Origin of the sequence: Methylobacterium symbioticum (assembly GCF_902141845.1) — a bacterium.
In the GTDB taxonomy this organism is placed as follows: Bacteria; Pseudomonadota; Alphaproteobacteria; order Rhizobiales; family Beijerinckiaceae; genus Methylobacterium; species Methylobacterium symbioticum.
Map to the genome: position 1 here is coordinate 24,791 of NZ_CABFPH010000005.1, position 15,467 is coordinate 40,257.

Consider the following 15,467-nt stretch of genomic DNA (forward strand, 5'->3'; position numbering starts at 1 on the left):
GGGCCCGGCGGTATCGCCACCGGGCCCGGGTCTGAACCGTTGTCCGCCCGTATCGGTCCGCCCCGCCGCCGTCAGCGTCGTTCGAATTCGAGATGGTCAACGCGATGGAAGACCTCTGCCAATATGCCGAAAGGCCTTTCGCCTTCGTCGGGCGCTACCTCAAGCGGCGTGCACTGCCGCATGCCGTGATCCTGGTCTCGGTCCTCGGCGCCGTCGCCTTCTCGGTGAGCACCGACTATGCCCTGAAGGGCGTGGTCGACGCGCTCGGCAAGGGACCGGGGTCCGGTCTCGTCTGGAACGCGCTCGCGCTCCTGATCTTCTTCATCGCGGCCGACAACATGCTCTGGCGTGTGGCGGCGCTCGTGGGCGCCTTCACCTTCGTTGGCGTGACCGGGGATATCCGCCGCGACCTGTTCAAGCACATGACCGGGCACTCGCCGACCTTCTTCGCCGACCGGCAGCCCGGCACGCTGGCCTCACGCATCACCGCGACCTCGAACGCGATCTTCACGGTCGAGAACATGTTCGTGTTCAACGTGATGCCGCCCTGCGTCGCGGCTGCGGGCTCGCTCGTCTACATCGCCACTGTCAACATCACGATGGCGGCCGTGCTCGCCGGGGTCTTCGCCTCGGTCGTGGTGCTGATGTTCAAGATGGCCTCGGCCGGCAAGCCGCTGCACCACGACTTCGCGGCCAAGGCCGCGAGCGTCGATGGCGAGATGGTCGACCTCGTCGGCAACATGCCGCTGGTGCGCGCCTTCTCGGCGTTCAAGCGCGAGGGCATCCGCTTCGAGGGCACCGTCGCCACCGAGATGAGCGCCCGCCGGGCCTCGCTGCTCTACCTCGAGAAGCTGCGCATCGTGCACGCGGTGCTCACCGTGCTCGCGATCTTCGGCCTGCTCTACTGGGCGATCTCGATGTGGCAGGTCGGCCAAGCCACCAACGGTCAGGTGGTGCTCGTCTGCACGCTCGGCATCCGCATCCTCGCCGCGACGCGCGATCTCGCGGTCGCCCTGGTGGATGCCACCCAGCATACCGCCCGCCTCTCGGAGGCCCTGCACACCCTGCTCCAGCCGCACGACCTCGTCGACCATCCGGAAGCGAAGGCGCTGACCGGCCAGGGCGCGAAGATCGACTTCCAGCACGTGGCCTTCGACTATCCGGACGGGCGCAGCGTGTTCACCGATTTCGACCTCGCCATCGAGCCTGGCCAGAAGGTCGGCCTTGTCGGCAAGTCGGGCGGCGGCAAGTCGACCCTGTTCTCGCTGATCCAGCGCTTCTACGACGTGAAGAGCGGCCAGATCCTGATCAACGACCAGAGCATCGGCCTGATCACGCAGGATTCCCTGCGCGAGGCGATCACCGTGGTGCCGCAGGACGTGTCGATGTTCCACCGCTCATTGCGCGAAAACATCCGCTACGGCCGCCCCGACGCCACCGACGAGCAGGTCTGGAAGGCGGCCGAGGCTGCGCATTGCACGGATTTCATCAACGCCCTGCCGGAAGGGTTCGACACGATCGTGGGCGATCGCGGCGTGAAGCTCTCGGGCGGCCAGCGCCAGCGCATCGCCATCGCCCGGGCGATCCTGAAGGATTCGCCGATCCTGCTCCTCGACGAGGCGACCTCGGCCCTCGACGCGGAATCCGAAGAGGCGATCCGCCACGCGCTCGCCAACCTGATGAAGGGCCGCACGGTGATCGCCATCGCGCACCGGCTCTCGACCCTCAAGGATTTCGACCGGATCGTGGTGCTCGAGGGCGGCCGCATCGTGCAGGACGGCTCGCCCGAGAAGCTGACCCACCTCGACGGCTTCTACCGCGAGCTGATCAAGAAGGAGTCCCTGTCGATGGCGCTGGCGGCGGCCTGAGCGTCTGATTGGGCCGGATCGCCATCGATGGTCCGGCTCGTCCCATCGCGCCACCTCAAGATGAAATCGTGAAGTGGATGGACGGGGAATGAGCGGGATCAGGGATCCCGCTCGATCCAGCCTCAGGCGGCTGCGCGGGCCGCGAGCGTCGCGCGCTCGGCCTGGACGAGAACGTCGAGCGCCCGCCAGGGCTTCTGCATGAACACGGCCTGGGGCGGCAGACGATCGTCGGTGCGGGCATCGTAGCCCGACGTCACCACGACCCGCACGTCCGGCCAGCGGCGTTCGACGGTGCTGGCGAGGGCGAGGCCGTCCATCGCGCCGGGGAGGCGAACGTCGGCGAAGAGCAGCGCGACGTTCACGTCGGGCCGTTCGAGCACGGAGATCGCCGCTTCGGCGCTCTCGCATGCGATGACGTCCAAGTCCGTCTCCTCGAGGACGGCGGACGCAAGGTCGCGGACCGCTGCGTCGTCCTCGACCACGAGTGCGACGGGACAGTCGGGCAGGGCGTAGCCCATGGGGTCTCCTTCACATCTGGATGCTGGTCTGATGCATTCCCGGGCTTCGCAGCCTCTACCGGACCGCTGATTCCCCCCGAGTCGATCATGCTGCGCCGTCTGGAACGCGCGAACAAGAGTCGGACGGCCTGTGCCGAGCCTCCGATGCACCCCGCGAACGCCCCGCGCACTGCCGGAGCCATTCGGTCCCGCGGGTGACGCTAGGTCTTCCATGAGCGACATCGAGCCTCGCCCGCAGAATCCGCCGCGGGACGCACCTGCAACACTGGAACGCCAACGCGCGCACCGGCCTGGCGTTTCCCGGCTGTTAAGACATCGTTCACCAACCCGGCCGGACAGTTACGGTTCGATGACAGGAGCGGAACGCATCTTGCGTCACCGCTTCGGATCGCCCTCACGCCGAGATCCCGGTCGCGCCTTCTCCGCTCCTTGGCGAGGACGCAATCGGGGTGCTCATGCCCGGACCCCGAACAGGAGGTGTGCGTCAGCCATGTGCCGCTTTCTCGCCTATAGCGGTGAGCCGGTCTTCCTCTCCGATCTCGTCTGCTCGCCCGTGCACTCGCTGGTGCACCAGTCGCTTCACGCGGATGAGGGGAAGACCGAGACCAATGGCGACGGCTTCGGCATCGGCTGGTACGGTGAGCGGCCCGAGCCCGGGATCTATCGGGACATCTCTCCGGCTTGGTCGGACGAGAATCTCGCCAATCTCTGCGGCCAGGTCCGGGCGCGGACCTTCTTCGCCCATGTGCGCGCCTCGACCGGCACAGCGACGGCGCGTGCGAACTGCCATCCCTTCGCCCATGGCCGCCACCTGTTCATGCATAACGGCCAGATCGGCGGCTACCACCGGATCAAGCGGCGGCTCGAGGCCCTGATCCCGGACGAGTATTACGATGGCCGCCGCGGCAGCACGGATTCCGAGGCGATCTTCCTCCTCGCCCTCGCGAACGGCCTGAAACAGGATCCGGTCGGCGCCATGACCGAGACGATGGCGCAGGTGCGCGGACTGATGCGGACGGCGGGCGTCGCCGAGCCGCTGCGCTTCACCGCCCTCCTCACCGACGGCGAGGACCTCACCGCCTATCGATGGGCCTGCGACGGACGCCCGCCGAGCCTCTACTACCGGCAGGACGAGACCGGCCTTGTCGTCGTCTCGGAGCCGATCGACGGCTGCCGCGAGGGCTGGACCGTGGTGCCGAAGGGCGGAACGCTGCGCGCGCGCCGCGGCGGCGGGGTCACCGTCGAGCGTCCGGCGTCCGAGGCCGCCCTCTGCGCAGCCTGACCGGCAAGCCTCGCCGTCACCGGGTGGGAGCTATGCCGACAGGCGCCTTGTCAGGGCGCAGCACGTGACAAACATGGCGGGCGCCGGCCCGCGAGGCCGGGCACGAGCGACGGCTGCCCCGATGTCTTCCGAGTATCCCGATACAGACCTCCATATCGGCGGCGCCTGGACCGCCGGATCCGACCGTCAGACCCTTCCCGTCCTGAACCCGGCTACCGGCGAGGCCATCGGCCAGTGCGCCGTCGCGACCGAAGCCGACCTCGACCGGGCGCTGGAGGCCGCGGCCCGGGGTTTCGCCGCTTGGCGCAAGGTGGCGCCGTTTGAGCGTGCCAAGGTGATGCGCAAGGCCGCCGACCTGCTGCGCGAGCGCGCCGACGGGATCGCCCGGGTGATGACGCTGGAGCAGGGCAAGCCGGTCGCTGAGGCGCGGATCGAGGCCCTGGCGGCGGCCGACATCATCGACTGGTTCGCGGAGGAGGGGAAGCGCGCCTATGGCCGCGTAATCCCGGCCCGCGCCGACGGCGTCCTGCAGATCGCCGTGAAGGAGCCGGTCGGGCCGGTCGCCTGCTTCACGCCGTGGAATTTCCCGATCAACCAGGCCGTGCGCAAGGTCTCGGCAGCGCTCTGCACCGGCTGCTCGGTCATTCTGAAGGGACCTGAGGACACGCCGGCCTCCTGCGCCGCGATGATCCGCGCCTTCCTCGACGCGGGTGTGCCCGGCGACGTGCTCTCGCTCGTCTACGGCAACCCGGCGGCGATCTCGGGCTACCTCATCCCGCACCCGGTCATCCGCAAGATCTCGTTCACCGGTTCCACCCCAGTCGGCAAGGAACTCGCGGCGCTCGCCGGGCGCCACATGAAGCGGGTGACGATGGAGCTCGGCGGCCACGCACCCGCGATTGTGTTCGAGGATGCCGACGTCGAGAAGGCGGTGAGCGTGCTCGGCGGCTCCAAGTTCCGCAATGCCGGACAGGTCTGCGTCGCGCCGACCCGCTTTCTGGTGCACGATTCCGTCTTCGATCGCTTCGTCGATGGCTTCACGGCGGTCGCGAAGGCGGTGAAGGTCGGCGACGGGCTCGATCCCAGCACGAAGATGGGCCCGCTGATCCACAGCCGCCGCCTCGACGCGATGGAGGCGCTCGTCGCCGACGCCACGGCGCAAGGCGCGACCTTGAGGACCGGCGGCAAGCGCATCGGCAATCGCGGCAACTTCTTCGAGCCGACCGTCTTCACGGAGGTGCCGCTGACGGCGCGCATCATGAACGAGGAGCCGTTCGGGCCGATCGCCGCGATCCAGCGCTTCTCGAGCGAGGACGAGGCTCTGGAGGAGGCCAACCGTCTGCCCTACGGCCTTGCCGCATACGCCTATACCCGCTCGGCCGAGCGGGCGACGCGGGTGGCGCAGCAGGTCGAGAGCGGCATGCTTTCGATCAACCACCACGGCCTCGCCTTGCCCGAGGTGCCCTTCGGCGGCGTGAAGGACTCGGGCTACGGCAGCGAGGGCGGCTCCGAGGCGCTGGAGGCCTATCTCGTCACGAAGTTCGTCACCCAGGCGAATTTCTGAAACACCGGACCGATCTCGCGCGTTCGCTCCCGATAACAAGTCATCAGGGAGCGAGCCCGTGAGCCAGATCTACACCGACGGCCATCCCACCGCGGCCGATGCGCCCGAACATCGGCGCGGCCAGAGCGTCGATAGTATCGACCAGGCCAGCAGCGTCACGATGCTGGGCCTTGCCGCGGCGGGCGCCGCCGCGGCGAGCCTTCTGCTCATCGCCATCGTCTGAGGCGAGAACCGCGGCGGCGCCCAGAGCATTTTTCGCATCGAAAAATGCGTCTTCATCCATGAGTGAGAGCGTCTTCCCTGATTCCGGAATCAGGGAGGACGCTCGCGCGGCCGCGACGGATCAGCCGTTGCGGAAGGTGTAGCTGTAGCCGTTGATGGCCGGCGCGCCGCCGAGATGGGCGTAGAGCACCTTCGAGCCCTTAGGGAAGAAGCCCGTCTTCACGAGGTCGATCATGCCCTGCATCGACTTGCCCTCGTAGACCGGGTCCGTGATCATGCCCTCGAGACGGGCCGAGAGACGGATCGCCTCAACGGTCTCCTTCGAGGGCACGCCGTAGACCGGGTAGGCGTAATCTTCCATGAGCACCACGTCGTCGGCGACGATGTCGCCCGCACCGACTAGGGCGGCGGTGTTCTGGGCGATGTCGAGCACCTGCGCCTTGGTCTGCGCCGGGGTGCAGGAGGCGTCGATGCCAATGACGTTGCGGGCGCGCCCATCGGCCGAGAAGCCGACCAGCATGCCGGCATGGGTCGAACCGGTGACGGTGCAGACGACCACGTAGTCGAACGTGATGCCCATCTCGGCTTCCTGGGCCCGCACCTCCTCGGCGAAGCCGACATAGCCGAGGCCGCCATATTTGTGCACCGAGGCGCCAGCCGGGATCGCGTAGGGCTTACCGCCCTCCGCCTCGACCTCGGCGATGGCCCGCTTCCAGCTGTCGCGGATGCCGATGTCGAAGCCATCATCGACGAGTTGCGCCTCGGCGCCCATCAGGCGCGAGAGCAGGATGTTGCCGACCCGATCGTAGACGGCGTCCTCATGCGGCACCCACGCCTCCTGGATCAGCCGGCACTTCATGCCGATCTTCGCGGCCACCGCGGCCACCATGCGGGTGTGGTTCGACTGCACGCCGCCGATCGAGACGAGAGTGTCGGCGCCGCTCTTGATTGCGTCCGGCACGATGTATTCGAGCTTGCGCAGCTTGTTGCCCCCGAAGGCGAGGCCGGAATTGCAGTCCTCGCGCTTGGCGTAGAGCTCGATATCGCCACCGAGATGGGCGCTGAGCCGCTTCAGGGGCTCGATTGGGGTCGGGCCGAAGGTGAGGGGATAGCGCTCGAATTTCGACAGCATGGGATCCTCGCGGAACGAAAGCCCCTGGACGCTAGCAGACACTTCGCGGAAGGTGCTCCCGAAATGACCCCCTCGAGTGGGAGCGGAACGGCTCGGCTGTCGTAGGTTAGGCCACAGCCTTCCGGAAATGCAGCCAGAAGCGAAAGGATCTTTCGTGGACGCCCTGGACCGGATGGACCTCAGGATCCTGCGCCTGCTCCAGCAGGACGGACGCATGAACAACGCCGAGATCGCCAAGCGCGTGAATACCAGCCCGGCGACCTGCCACCGCCGCACGCAGCGCCTGTTCGAGGAGGGCTATGTCCGTGGCGTCCGCGCCGAGATCGCGCCGGAGAAGGTCGAGCGCGGCTCCCTCGTGATGGTCGGCGTGGTGCTCGACCGCTCGACACCGGAGAGCTTCGGCGCGTTCGAGACGGCTGTGCGCAAGGTGCCGGCGGTGCTCGATTGCCACCTCGTCGCGGGCGACTTCGACTATTTCCTGAAGATCCGCGTGCGCGACATGGCCGATTTCAACCGCCTCCACAGCGAGACGCTGATCGCGCTGCCGGGCGTGCGGCAGACACGTACCTTCTTCGTGATGAAGGAGGTCATCGACAACGCACCGCTTGCCCTGTGAGGCGCCTCATGCCGCCTGGTCGAGGCAGGCGGCGACGGCGTCGATCAGGCGCGTGTCCTCGCCGGCCATCGCGTCCATGGCCGCCATGCGACGCAGGACGGTGCGGGTGATCGCCTCCTCCACCGTATCTTCGGCAAAGGCATAGTGGATCACGGCCGCCTCGCCGTCGCGGTGACAGCGCCCTTCGATCTGGGCAAGCTGGATCGCGCTGTGACGCATGTCGTGGACGATGAGGGCCCGGTCCCGCGCGCCGCCCGGCATCTCGTTGCGGTGGAGCGAGATCGATTCCGTCACCGTGAAGACGATGGCGTCGAGCTGCCCCGTCTGGAAGGCCACGCGCTCGGCCTCGTTGATCTCGGCGGCTTGCGTGCCGTCGATCGAGCCGACCCGCCAGCCGCGGCCGCGCAGGGTCTCGGCCAGGGCGGCCCCGGTCTCCAGGAAGGCCACCGAGAGCGCGACCTGCTCGCCGGCTTCCAGAAGCAGATCCGCAAGATCGGCGGTGCCGGCGACCCGCAGCAGGCTCGCCTTCTGCCGGAAACGCAGGTCCGCGGCCCAGCCGGCCGCGCGCCGAGTGCTGCCACCCGACAGTCCCCATTCCCGGCGGAACTCCCGCCAGGTCGCGTCGTAGAGCCGACGCTCCTCCGGCTTCAAGGCGGTGGGGCTGAGTTCACGCTGCACCTCCGGCCAGCCGGCGATGTCATTGGGGCGCCGCCGCAGGCCGATGGCGCCCGGACCCGCATAGAGCAGGTCGGCCATCACGGCGCAGTCGCGGGCATTGGCCTGCCAGGACCAGTTCACCCAGCGGCCCTTGGCGCGGCCGATGCCGAGACGCTGCATCAGGGCGCGGAACTCGGCGAGCGTCCCGGTCGGCTGCCCGACGGCCGCGCCGAGGAGGGGCCCGAGATAGCCGAGTTCGTGCGGGGCCTGACCCGCGGTCGCGCTCATATAGACCGTGAAGGCGGCGGCCTCGGCGAGATGGCGGCAGACCTGGGTCTGCTGCGCGTAGGGGTTGCGCAGGCGGTGGCTCTCGTCGAACACCACCAGCGGCCAGGTCCGTTTCAGGCTGCCGTGCTTGGCGAGCGCGTTGTTGCGCGCCCGCGCCGAGCGCCGCGCGGGGGCGGTCTCCGACGCCATCAGTGACTTGGTCCGCTCGTAGTTGATGAGCGTCACCGCCTTGGCCGAGGGCCCGGCATCGCGGATGGTGCGCCGCCATTGCGGCATCGCGCCCTTCGGGCAGACAACGAGCACCTCCAGCTCCGGCATGGCCGCGAGCGCGGACCAGACCGAAAGTGTCTTGCCGAGGCCCGTGGCGTCGCCGAGGAGGAAGCCCGGACGTCCTGCGGCTCGCGCCGCCAGGATCGCCCGCGCCGCCTCAGCCTGATGCGGCCGTGGGACGAGGGCGCGGGTCTCTGCGACGGCCCTCACCGGCGCGGGCCCTCGGGGTACGTCAGCGCTCCAGCCGGGCCACGAGGCTCGACGTATCCCAGCGGCCGCCGCCCATGGCCTGCACCTCGGCGTAGAACTGATCGACCAGCGCGCTCACCGGGAGCTTGGCCCCGTTGCGGCGGCCTTCCTCCAGCAGGATGGCGAGGTCCTTGCGCATCCAGTCCACGGCGAACCCGAAATCGAAGCTGCCAGCATTCATGGTCTTGCCGCGATTCTCCATCTGCCAGGAGCCGGCGGCCCCCTTGGAGATCACCTCCAAGACGGCCTCCACGTCGAGCCCGGCGCGCTTGGCGAAGTGGATGCCCTCGGACAAGCCCTGGACGAGGCCCGCGATACAGATCTGATTGACCATCTTGGTGAGCTGGCCGGCGCCCGCCGGGCCCATCAGGCGGCAGGCGCGGGCATAGGCCATGATGACCGGCTCGACCTTGGCATAGGTCTCCGGCTCGCCGCCGCACATCACGGTGAGCACGCCGTTCTCAGCGCCGGCCTGACCGCCGGAGACCGGCGCGTCCACGAAGCCGAGCCCGGCCTCGGCCGCCGCTGCGGCCAGTTCCCGGGCCACCTCCGCCGAGGCGGTGGTGTGGTCGACGAAGATCGCGCCGCGCTCCATGCCGGCGAGCGCGCCGTCCGCGCCCAACACGACGCTGCGCAGATCGGCGTCGTTGCCGACGCAGGCGAACACGATCTCGGCGCCGCGCGCCGCCTCGCGGGGCGTCGCCGCAGAGGCGCAGCCAGCGACGTCCCCATGGGCCTTCACCCAGGCTTCCGCCTTGGCCGGCGTGCGGTTGTAGACCGTGACCGCGTGACCCTTCTTGGCGAGGTGCCCGGCCATCGGGCCGCCCATCACCCCGAGGCCCAGGAACGCAACCTTCGCCATCGTGTCCTCTCCGCCGCTCGTGGCCGGTCCGGCCCTCATGCTGTGCGGTCTAGATTTCGGAGCAGGCCCGGTCAAACGCCCCTGGTCCACGGACTCGGCCGCTGTTGAGGCCGGTCGCGATGTGTTCCGAAAAAGGACGACCCCCTATTCTCAGATGCAACCGCCTGCGCCAAAAGGGCGGCTTCTGCCGGCCGTCGAAGAGCCGGACCTCTGGAGTGGGACGCCGATGGGCGCGATCAGCAAGCACGGGCCATGGGCCCTCGTCGGGGCGCTCGGCGCCGCGGCACTCTCCATCGTGGCGGTCGAGCGGGGGGAGGTGGTCAACGCCCTCTGGCTCGTGGTCGCCGCAGTCTGCGTCTACCTCATCGCCTATCGCTATTACGCGAAGTTCATCGCCGACAAGGTGATGCGCCTCGACGCCAAGCGCGAGACGCCCGCGGTTCGCCACAACGACGGGCTCGACTACGTTCCCACCAACAAGTCCGTGCTGTTCGGCCACCATTTCGCGGCCATCGCGGGGGCAGGCCCGCTGGTCGGCCCGGTGCTCGCCGCACAGATGGGCTACCTGCCCGGCATGCTCTGGATCCTCGCGGGCGTCGTGCTCGCGGGCGCCGTGCAGGATTTCATGGTGCTGTTCATCTCGATGCGGCGCGACGGGCGCTCGCTCGGCGAGCTGATCCGCTCGGAGCTCGGCACCATCCCCGGCATCATCGCCCTGTTCGGCACCTTCCTGATCATGGTGATCCTGCTCGCGGTGCTGGCCCTCATCGTGGTCAAGGCGTTGGCCGAGAGCCCGTGGGGCACCTTCACCGTGATGATGACGATCCCGATCGCGATGCTGATGGGTATCTACACCCGCTACATCCGTCCGGGTAAGATCGGCGAGGTCTCGGTCATCGGCTTCCTCCTGCTGATGGCCGCCATCGTCGGCGGCGGCAGCGTCGCCGCTCACCCGGTCTGGGGCCCGGCCTTCACCTTCACCGGGACGCAGCTCTGCTGGCTGCTGATCGGCTACGGCTTCGTTGCCTCGATCCTGCCGGTCTGGCTGCTGCTCGCCCCGCGCGACTACCTCTCGACCTTCCTCAAGATCGGCACCATCGTGGGCCTCGCCCTCGGCATCGCCGTGGTCGCGCCGCAAATGCAGATGCCGGCGATGACGAAGTTCGTGGACGGAACCGGCCCGGTCTGGTCCGGCCAGCTCTTCCCGTTCCTGTTCATCACCATCGCCTGCGGCTCGGTCTCGGGCTTCCACGCGCTGATCTCGTCGGGCACGACCCCGAAGCTGATCGCCAACGAGATGGATGCCCGCTTCATCGGCTATGGCGGCATGCTGATGGAATCCTTCGTGGCGATCATGGCGCTGGTCTCGGCCTGCGTGATCGATCCGGGCGTGTACTTCACCATGAACTCGCCCGCGGCCCTCGTGGGCACCACGCCGGAGACCGCCGCCGCGGCCGTGACCAAGCTCGGCTTCGCGATCACGCCGGAGACGATCACCCAGACCGCGCAGGATGTCGGCGAGCACACCATCATCTCGCGCGCCGGCGGCGCCCCGACGCTCGCGGTCGGCATGGCGCACATCATCTCCTCCGCCATCGGCGGCAAGGCGATGATGGCCTTCTGGTACCACTTCGCGATCCTGTTCGAGGCCCTGTTCATCCTCACTGCGGTGGATGCGGGCACCCGCGCCTGCCGCTTCATGGTGCAGGACCTGATCGGCCTGGCGGTGCCGGCCTTCAAGGAGACCGCGTCCTGGGGCCCGAGCATCGTCGCCACCGCCATCGCGGTGGGCGCCTGGGGCTACTTCCTCTACCAGGGCGTCACCGACCCGCTCGGCGGCATCAACACCCTGTGGCCGCTCTTCGGCATCTCGAACCAGATGCTGGCCGCGGTGGCCCTGACGCTCTGCACGGTGGTGATCTTCAAGATGAAGCGCGAGCGCTACGCCTTCGTCACCATCATCCCGACCATCTGGCTCTGCATCTGCACCCTGACGGCGGGCTGGCAGAAGATTTTCTCGGCCGACCCGCGCATCGGCTTCCTGGCCCATGCCGACCGCTACGCGACGGCGCTCGCCGAGGGGAAGGTGCTGGCCCCCGCCAAGAACGCCGACCAGATGGCGCAGATCATCTTCAACGACCGGATCGACGCCGTGCTGGCCGCGATGTTCATCGGGCTCGTCCTGGCGATCGGCGCCTTCGGCATCCTGTCCTGCCTGAAGGCGCTGCGCGCCTCGGGCTGGACGGCGCTGGAGAGCGATCCGCGCGCCGTTCCGGCGGAGTGAGGCGATGCAGCGGTCGCCGAACCTGATGGAGCGCTGGAAGACGCTCTCGAAATGCGTCTGCGACGGTGCCAAGCTGATGGTGGGGCAGGGGGACTACGCGGCCTATGCCGAGCATGTCCGCCGCACCCATCCGGACCGCCAGCCGATGAGCGAGCTGGAATTCTTCCGTAACCGGGAGAACGCCCGGTTCGGGGTCGGCAACACCAGCGGCTTCCGCTGCTGCTGACCGGCGCCGGGATCGGCTCCGGGGACCAAAATCCGGCGCCCGCGCGTTTGTCCGACGCGCGGGCGTCGTGGTGTCCGCGGGGCGGCTTCGGAGATCGGGATGGCGGATGAGGCGGATGGCACGGCACACGAGCCGAAGCGCGTGAACACGGCCGAGCCGTGGGAGCGCGCCTACTGGGCACGCCGTTTCATGGTCCCGGTGGAGCAGGTGGTGGCGGCGGTGGAGGTCGTGGGCGAGGAGCCTGAGCGGGTCGCCGCCCATCTCGGCCGCGATTGGCCGGGCCAGGAGTCGATCACCTGACGCGCCGCCGCCGCACCCGGCCGCCGCCGCGTCCTCAGCCGTGCGCAACCGCGCCGAAGAGCTTGACTTGATGGGGACAATGCCTGCCATTCCTCGAGCGGGGAGAACGGCATGAGCATTCTTCAGGACGCTATCCTGCGGTTCGGCCGGACGATCATGTCCTATGCCGGCGACGCGGTCTTCTTGCAGGCCGCCGTCTCGGCCGCGGCCAACGTCATCGTGGCGGACGGCGACATCGCCGAGGAAGAGATCGAATCGGCGATCACCGGCATGCGGGCCAACCCGATCCTTGAGAAATCCTACGACACGCTGCGTATCGAGCAGGAGCTCTACGAGGCGATCGCCCGGGCCAAGACCCGCGCCGGGCGGCTGGAAAACCTGCGCCACGCCCAGGCCATCGCCGACCGCCCCATCGAGCAGCGTCAGGATGTGTTCCTGATCGCCGCTGACGTCGCCGATTACGGCGGCATCAGCGAGATCGAGCACAAGGCCCTCGACGAGATCGGTGCGGCCCTGCAGGTGGACAAGACCACGCTTCTGAGCTGAGCGGCCGCGTGCCCGCGGAGGATCCCATGGATGCGAGCCACCGGGATCCGGGACCCCGCGGCACAGCCGTCGCCTTCGATACCCGCCTCGGCGGCCTGACCGGCATCGCGGTGACGGGCTTCCTGCTCTCCCTCGTCACCTTCGGGATCTACCGCTTCTGGTACATGACCAACCTGCGGCGCTTCTTCTGGAGCCGCACGCTCGTGGACGGTTCGCCGGCCGAGTATACCGGCAACGGCAAGGAGCTGTTCCTCGGCTTCCTGGTCGCCCTGGCGATCCTGGTGCCGGTCTATCTCGGGCTCTTCGCCCTCTCGCTGCTGGTCCCGTCGCTCGCCCCGCTCTCGGCGCCGATCTCCTTCCTCGTCCTGTTCCTGCTCGGGCAATACGCGCTCTATCGCGGGCGGCGCTACCGGGCGATGCGGACCCTCTGGCGCGGCATCCGCCTCGGCCAGGACGGCTCGGGGACCGCCTACGCCGCGCGGGCCGCCGGGTGGTGGCTCCTCACCCTGCTGACCCTCGGCCTCGCCTTCCCCTTCATGCGGGCGGCCCTGGAGCGCTACCGTATCCGCCATACCCTGATCGGCGTCGAGCGGATGGGCTCGACGGCGCGGGGCCGCACCATTCTCGGGCCCTGGCTGCTGATCTACGCCGTCGCGCTGCTGCCGCCTCTGGCGCTCGGCCTCGCCTTCCTGGCGGCCTCCGATTTCGCGCCGCCGACGGACCTCTTCGTATCGAAGGGCGGCAAGGGCGCCACGGTGATCAATCCGGCCTATGACGGCACGACGATCGGTCTGCTGCTTCTCGGCTTCATCGGGGCGCTCGCCACCTGCCTGCCCCTCGCCCTGCTCCTGATCCCCTATTACCGGGCGCGGGAGACGCGCGCCTTCATGAACGCAGCGCGGCTGGGCGAGGTGCGCCTCGTCTCGACGCTGCGCGCCCGACAGTTCTACTGGCCCTATCTCGTCTATGCCCTTTCGGTGATCGGATTCGTCGCGCTCGTCGGTCTCGCCGTCGCCATCGTCGGATGGGCTGTCCGGAGCCGGATCGGCGGGGATGGCGGGGCGGGCTTCCTGCCGCTCCTGATCCTGCCGCTCTATCTCGGCGGCGCGCTGATCTTCGCCGTCCTCTACGTCCGGGTGATCCAGGCGCGGCTCTGGGCGGCGGTGGCCAATACCACAACGGTGAGCGACGCGGCCGGGCTCGGTCGCATCCTCGCCGCCGCGCACGGCCCCGGCAGCGGTCTCCAGGAAGGTCTCGCCGACGCGCTCGATGTCGGTGGCGCGCTCCAGATCGGCTTCTGATGGAGGAAGCCCTCACGGCGCAGGGCCGCTACTTCGACGGTGTCAGCGCCCGGCCGCACCCGGTCACGGTCACCTTGACGGACAGGCTCGCAGTCTCGGGTCCCGGCCTTCGCCGTGATTGGAATCTGCTGGACCTGCGCGCGGCCGAGACCGTGCCGCCGCTGACGCGCGTCGGCGCCGCCGGGGAGGTGGCCCGGGTCGAGTTCTCGGACGAGGCTCTGGCCGCGGCGCTCGCCGCCCGCTGCCCGGACCTGCACCGCCATGAGAGCCGGGGCGGGATGCTGCGCCTTGTGCTCTGGTCCATCGCGGCCGGGCTCTCGGTGCTGCTGGTCGCGGTGTTCGGCGTGCCCGTCCTGGCGCGCCTCGCCGTGCCGCTGGTGCCCGACGCGGCCGAGACGCGGCTCGGCCGGGCAGTCGAGGATCAGGTCGTGCGCCTCCTCGGCGACCCGCCGCTCTGCGCGGATCCGGCGGGGCGTGCCGTGCTCGACGCGCTGGTGGCGCGGCTCGCGGGCGCCGCGCCGGACCTGCCGCGCGACGTCACGGTCTCGGTGCGCCGGAACGGGCTTGCCAACGCGCTGACCCTGCCGGGCGGCCGGATCGTGGTGCTCTCCGACCTGATCGCCAAGGCCCGCAGCGCCGACGAGTTCGCGGGCGTCCTCGCGCACGAACTCGGCCATGCCGCTCTGCGAGATCCGACCCGCTCCCTGATCCAGGCCTCGGCCACCTCCTTCCTGCTCAGCCTCGTGCTCGGCGATCTGACCGGGTCGACGGTGATCGTCGCGGTGGGGCAAGCGGCCCTGTCTGCGGGCTACAGCCGCGCGGCCGAGCGCGCGGCCGATGCCTATGCCGTGGCGCTGATGGGCCGGGCAGGCGGCAACGGTGCCGCACTCGCAGTGATCCTCGAGCGGATCGCCCGCGACGAGGGGGATGACGACCTCGCCTTCCTGCGCAGCCACCCCTTCACCCGTGAGCGCGCCGCGGCGATCCGCGCGCTGGCCGGGCCGGAGGCCGAGGGCATGCGGATCCTGCCCGACGCCGACTGGGCGAGCCTGCGCGCCATCTGCGGGCCGGGCGTCGCCGAGGATGCCGCCAAGCCGGACAAGCCACGCAGGCGGCGCCCAAGCTCGGATACGCCGCTCTGAGAGCCTGTTTGGGCTGGATCGACGAATCGTCATGCAGAGACTTGGCTCATCCCACCCATCCACCTCATCCTGAGGTGCGAGGCGACAGTCGAGCCGCGAAGGAGGCCTCCAGGGATCGCAGGGATATCTGGAAGCCTCCT

At 69.1% G+C, this 15,467-nt stretch carries 15 protein-coding genes; 11 read left to right on the forward strand and 4 right to left on the reverse strand.

Going from position 1 to position 15,467, the window contains the following annotated elements; all coding sequences use genetic code 11:
- The first annotated feature begins 104 nt into the window (after positions 1-104).
- Positions 105-1,868: an ABC transporter ATP-binding protein gene (locus tag MET9862_RS03200; RefSeq protein ID WP_142581667.1), complete on the forward strand. Its 1,764-nt coding sequence runs from the start codon at positions 105-107 to the stop codon at positions 1,866-1,868.
- Between the two features lie 122 nt (positions 1,869-1,990).
- Here the strand turns inward: MET9862_RS03200 and MET9862_RS03205 are convergent, their stop codons facing one another.
- Positions 1,991-2,386 (reverse strand): response regulator, encoded by a 396-nt coding sequence (locus MET9862_RS03205; RefSeq protein WP_142581668.1) that lies wholly within the window; start codon positions 2,384-2,386, stop codon positions 1,991-1,993.
- Positions 2,387-2,876: 490 nt separating this feature from the next.
- Here MET9862_RS03205 and MET9862_RS03210 point away from each other — a divergent pair, with 490 nt between their 5' ends.
- The 3 genes from MET9862_RS03210 (at position 2,877) to MET9862_RS29140 (ending at position 5,455) form a co-directional block, all read left to right on the forward strand.
- Positions 2,877-3,668 carry a class II glutamine amidotransferase gene (locus MET9862_RS03210; protein ID WP_142581669.1) on the forward strand — a complete coding sequence of 264 codons (792 nt, stop codon included), beginning with the start codon at positions 2,877-2,879 and terminating at the stop codon, positions 3,666-3,668.
- A gap of 121 nt (positions 3,669-3,789) precedes the next feature.
- On the forward strand, positions 3,790-5,232 hold the full coding sequence (locus MET9862_RS03215; RefSeq protein ID WP_142581670.1) for an NAD-dependent succinate-semialdehyde dehydrogenase: 1,443 nt from the start codon (positions 3,790-3,792) through the stop codon (positions 5,230-5,232).
- 58 nt (positions 5,233-5,290) lie between these two features.
- Positions 5,291-5,455, forward strand: a complete 165-nt coding sequence (locus MET9862_RS29140; RefSeq protein WP_185156739.1) for a hypothetical protein — start codon at positions 5,291-5,293, stop codon at positions 5,453-5,455.
- A gap of 120 nt (positions 5,456-5,575) precedes the next feature.
- Here the strand turns inward: MET9862_RS29140 and MET9862_RS03220 are convergent, their stop codons facing one another.
- Entirely contained in the window at positions 5,576-6,586 is a 1,011-nt protein-coding gene (locus MET9862_RS03220; RefSeq protein ID WP_142581671.1) for a 1-aminocyclopropane-1-carboxylate deaminase, read from the reverse strand.
- A gap of 127 nt (positions 6,587-6,713) precedes the next feature.
- Between MET9862_RS03220 and MET9862_RS03225 the strand changes: the two genes are divergently transcribed.
- Positions 6,714-7,202 (forward strand): Lrp/AsnC family transcriptional regulator, encoded by a 489-nt coding sequence (locus MET9862_RS03225; RefSeq protein ID WP_142581672.1) that lies wholly within the window; start codon positions 6,714-6,716, stop codon positions 7,200-7,202.
- A 6-nt stretch (positions 7,203-7,208) separates the two neighbouring features.
- On the opposite strand, the gene MET9862_RS03230 is transcribed toward MET9862_RS03225, so the two are convergent.
- Together MET9862_RS03230 and MET9862_RS03235 are read right to left on the reverse strand one after the other, a co-directional pair.
- The gene (locus tag MET9862_RS03230) at positions 7,209-8,627 is read right to left on the reverse strand and encodes a DEAD/DEAH box helicase family protein (protein ID WP_142581673.1); all 1,419 of its coding nucleotides are present in this window, start codon (positions 8,625-8,627) and stop codon (positions 7,209-7,211) included.
- A 22-nt stretch (positions 8,628-8,649) separates the two neighbouring features.
- A complete protein-coding gene (locus MET9862_RS03235; protein WP_142581674.1) occupies positions 8,650-9,528 on the reverse strand; it encodes an NAD(P)-dependent oxidoreductase in 879 nt (292 codons plus the stop codon).
- 226 nt (positions 9,529-9,754) lie between these two features.
- Between MET9862_RS03235 and MET9862_RS03240 the strand changes: the two genes are divergently transcribed.
- The 6 genes from MET9862_RS03240 (at position 9,755) to MET9862_RS03265 (ending at position 15,327) form a co-directional block, all read left to right on the forward strand.
- Complete coding sequence (locus MET9862_RS03240; RefSeq protein WP_142581675.1) at positions 9,755-11,812, forward strand: carbon starvation CstA family protein; 2,058 nt, start codon at positions 9,755-9,757, stop codon at positions 11,810-11,812.
- A 4-nt stretch (positions 11,813-11,816) separates the two neighbouring features.
- A complete protein-coding gene (locus MET9862_RS03245) occupies positions 11,817-12,038 on the forward strand; it encodes a YbdD/YjiX family protein (protein WP_142581676.1) in 222 nt (73 codons plus the stop codon).
- A gap of 99 nt (positions 12,039-12,137) precedes the next feature.
- Positions 12,138-12,338, forward strand: a complete 201-nt coding sequence (locus tag MET9862_RS03250; protein WP_142581677.1) for a DUF3606 domain-containing protein — start codon at positions 12,138-12,140, stop codon at positions 12,336-12,338.
- Between the two features lie 111 nt (positions 12,339-12,449).
- Positions 12,450-12,884, forward strand: coding sequence for a tellurite resistance TerB family protein (locus tag MET9862_RS03255; RefSeq protein ID WP_142581678.1), 435 nt, complete (start codon positions 12,450-12,452; stop codon positions 12,882-12,884).
- 26 nt (positions 12,885-12,910) lie between these two features.
- The gene (locus MET9862_RS03260; RefSeq protein ID WP_142581679.1) at positions 12,911-14,185 is read left to right on the forward strand and encodes a DUF898 family protein; all 1,275 of its coding nucleotides are present in this window, start codon (positions 12,911-12,913) and stop codon (positions 14,183-14,185) included.
- Complete coding sequence (locus MET9862_RS03265; protein WP_142581680.1) at positions 14,185-15,327, forward strand: M48 family metallopeptidase; 1,143 nt, start codon at positions 14,185-14,187, stop codon at positions 15,325-15,327. The genes MET9862_RS03260 and MET9862_RS03265 overlap by 1 nt, the downstream gene beginning before the upstream one ends.
- The last annotated feature ends 140 nt before the right edge of the window (positions 15,328-15,467 follow it).

Coding starts and splice junctions, on each gene's coding strand:
- MET9862_RS03200 (WP_142581667.1), top strand. CDS start 105: ATGGAAGACCTCTGCCAATATGCCGAAAGGCCTTTCGCCTTCGTCGGG.
- MET9862_RS03205 (WP_142581668.1), bottom strand. CDS start 2,386: ATGGGCTACGCCCTGCCCGACTGTCCCGTCGCACTCGTGGTCGAGGAC.
- MET9862_RS03210 (WP_142581669.1), top strand. CDS start 2,877: ATGTGCCGCTTTCTCGCCTATAGCGGTGAGCCGGTCTTCCTCTCCGAT.
- MET9862_RS03215 (WP_142581670.1), top strand. CDS start 3,790: ATGTCTTCCGAGTATCCCGATACAGACCTCCATATCGGCGGCGCCTGG.
- MET9862_RS03220 (WP_142581671.1), bottom strand. CDS start 6,586: ATGCTGTCGAAATTCGAGCGCTATCCCCTCACCTTCGGCCCGACCCCA.
- MET9862_RS03225 (WP_142581672.1), top strand. CDS start 6,714: ATGCAGCCAGAAGCGAAAGGATCTTTCGTGGACGCCCTGGACCGGATG.
- MET9862_RS03235 (WP_142581674.1), bottom strand. CDS start 9,528: ATGGCGAAGGTTGCGTTCCTGGGCCTCGGGGTGATGGGCGGCCCGATG.
- MET9862_RS03240 (WP_142581675.1), top strand. CDS start 9,755: ATGGGCGCGATCAGCAAGCACGGGCCATGGGCCCTCGTCGGGGCGCTC.
- MET9862_RS03245 (WP_142581676.1), top strand. CDS start 11,817: ATGCAGCGGTCGCCGAACCTGATGGAGCGCTGGAAGACGCTCTCGAAA.
- MET9862_RS03250 (WP_142581677.1), top strand. CDS start 12,138: ATGGCGGATGAGGCGGATGGCACGGCACACGAGCCGAAGCGCGTGAAC.
- MET9862_RS03255 (WP_142581678.1), top strand. CDS start 12,450: ATGAGCATTCTTCAGGACGCTATCCTGCGGTTCGGCCGGACGATCATG.
- MET9862_RS03260 (WP_142581679.1), top strand. CDS start 12,911: ATGGATGCGAGCCACCGGGATCCGGGACCCCGCGGCACAGCCGTCGCC.
- MET9862_RS03265 (WP_142581680.1), top strand. CDS start 14,185: ATGGAGGAAGCCCTCACGGCGCAGGGCCGCTACTTCGACGGTGTCAGC.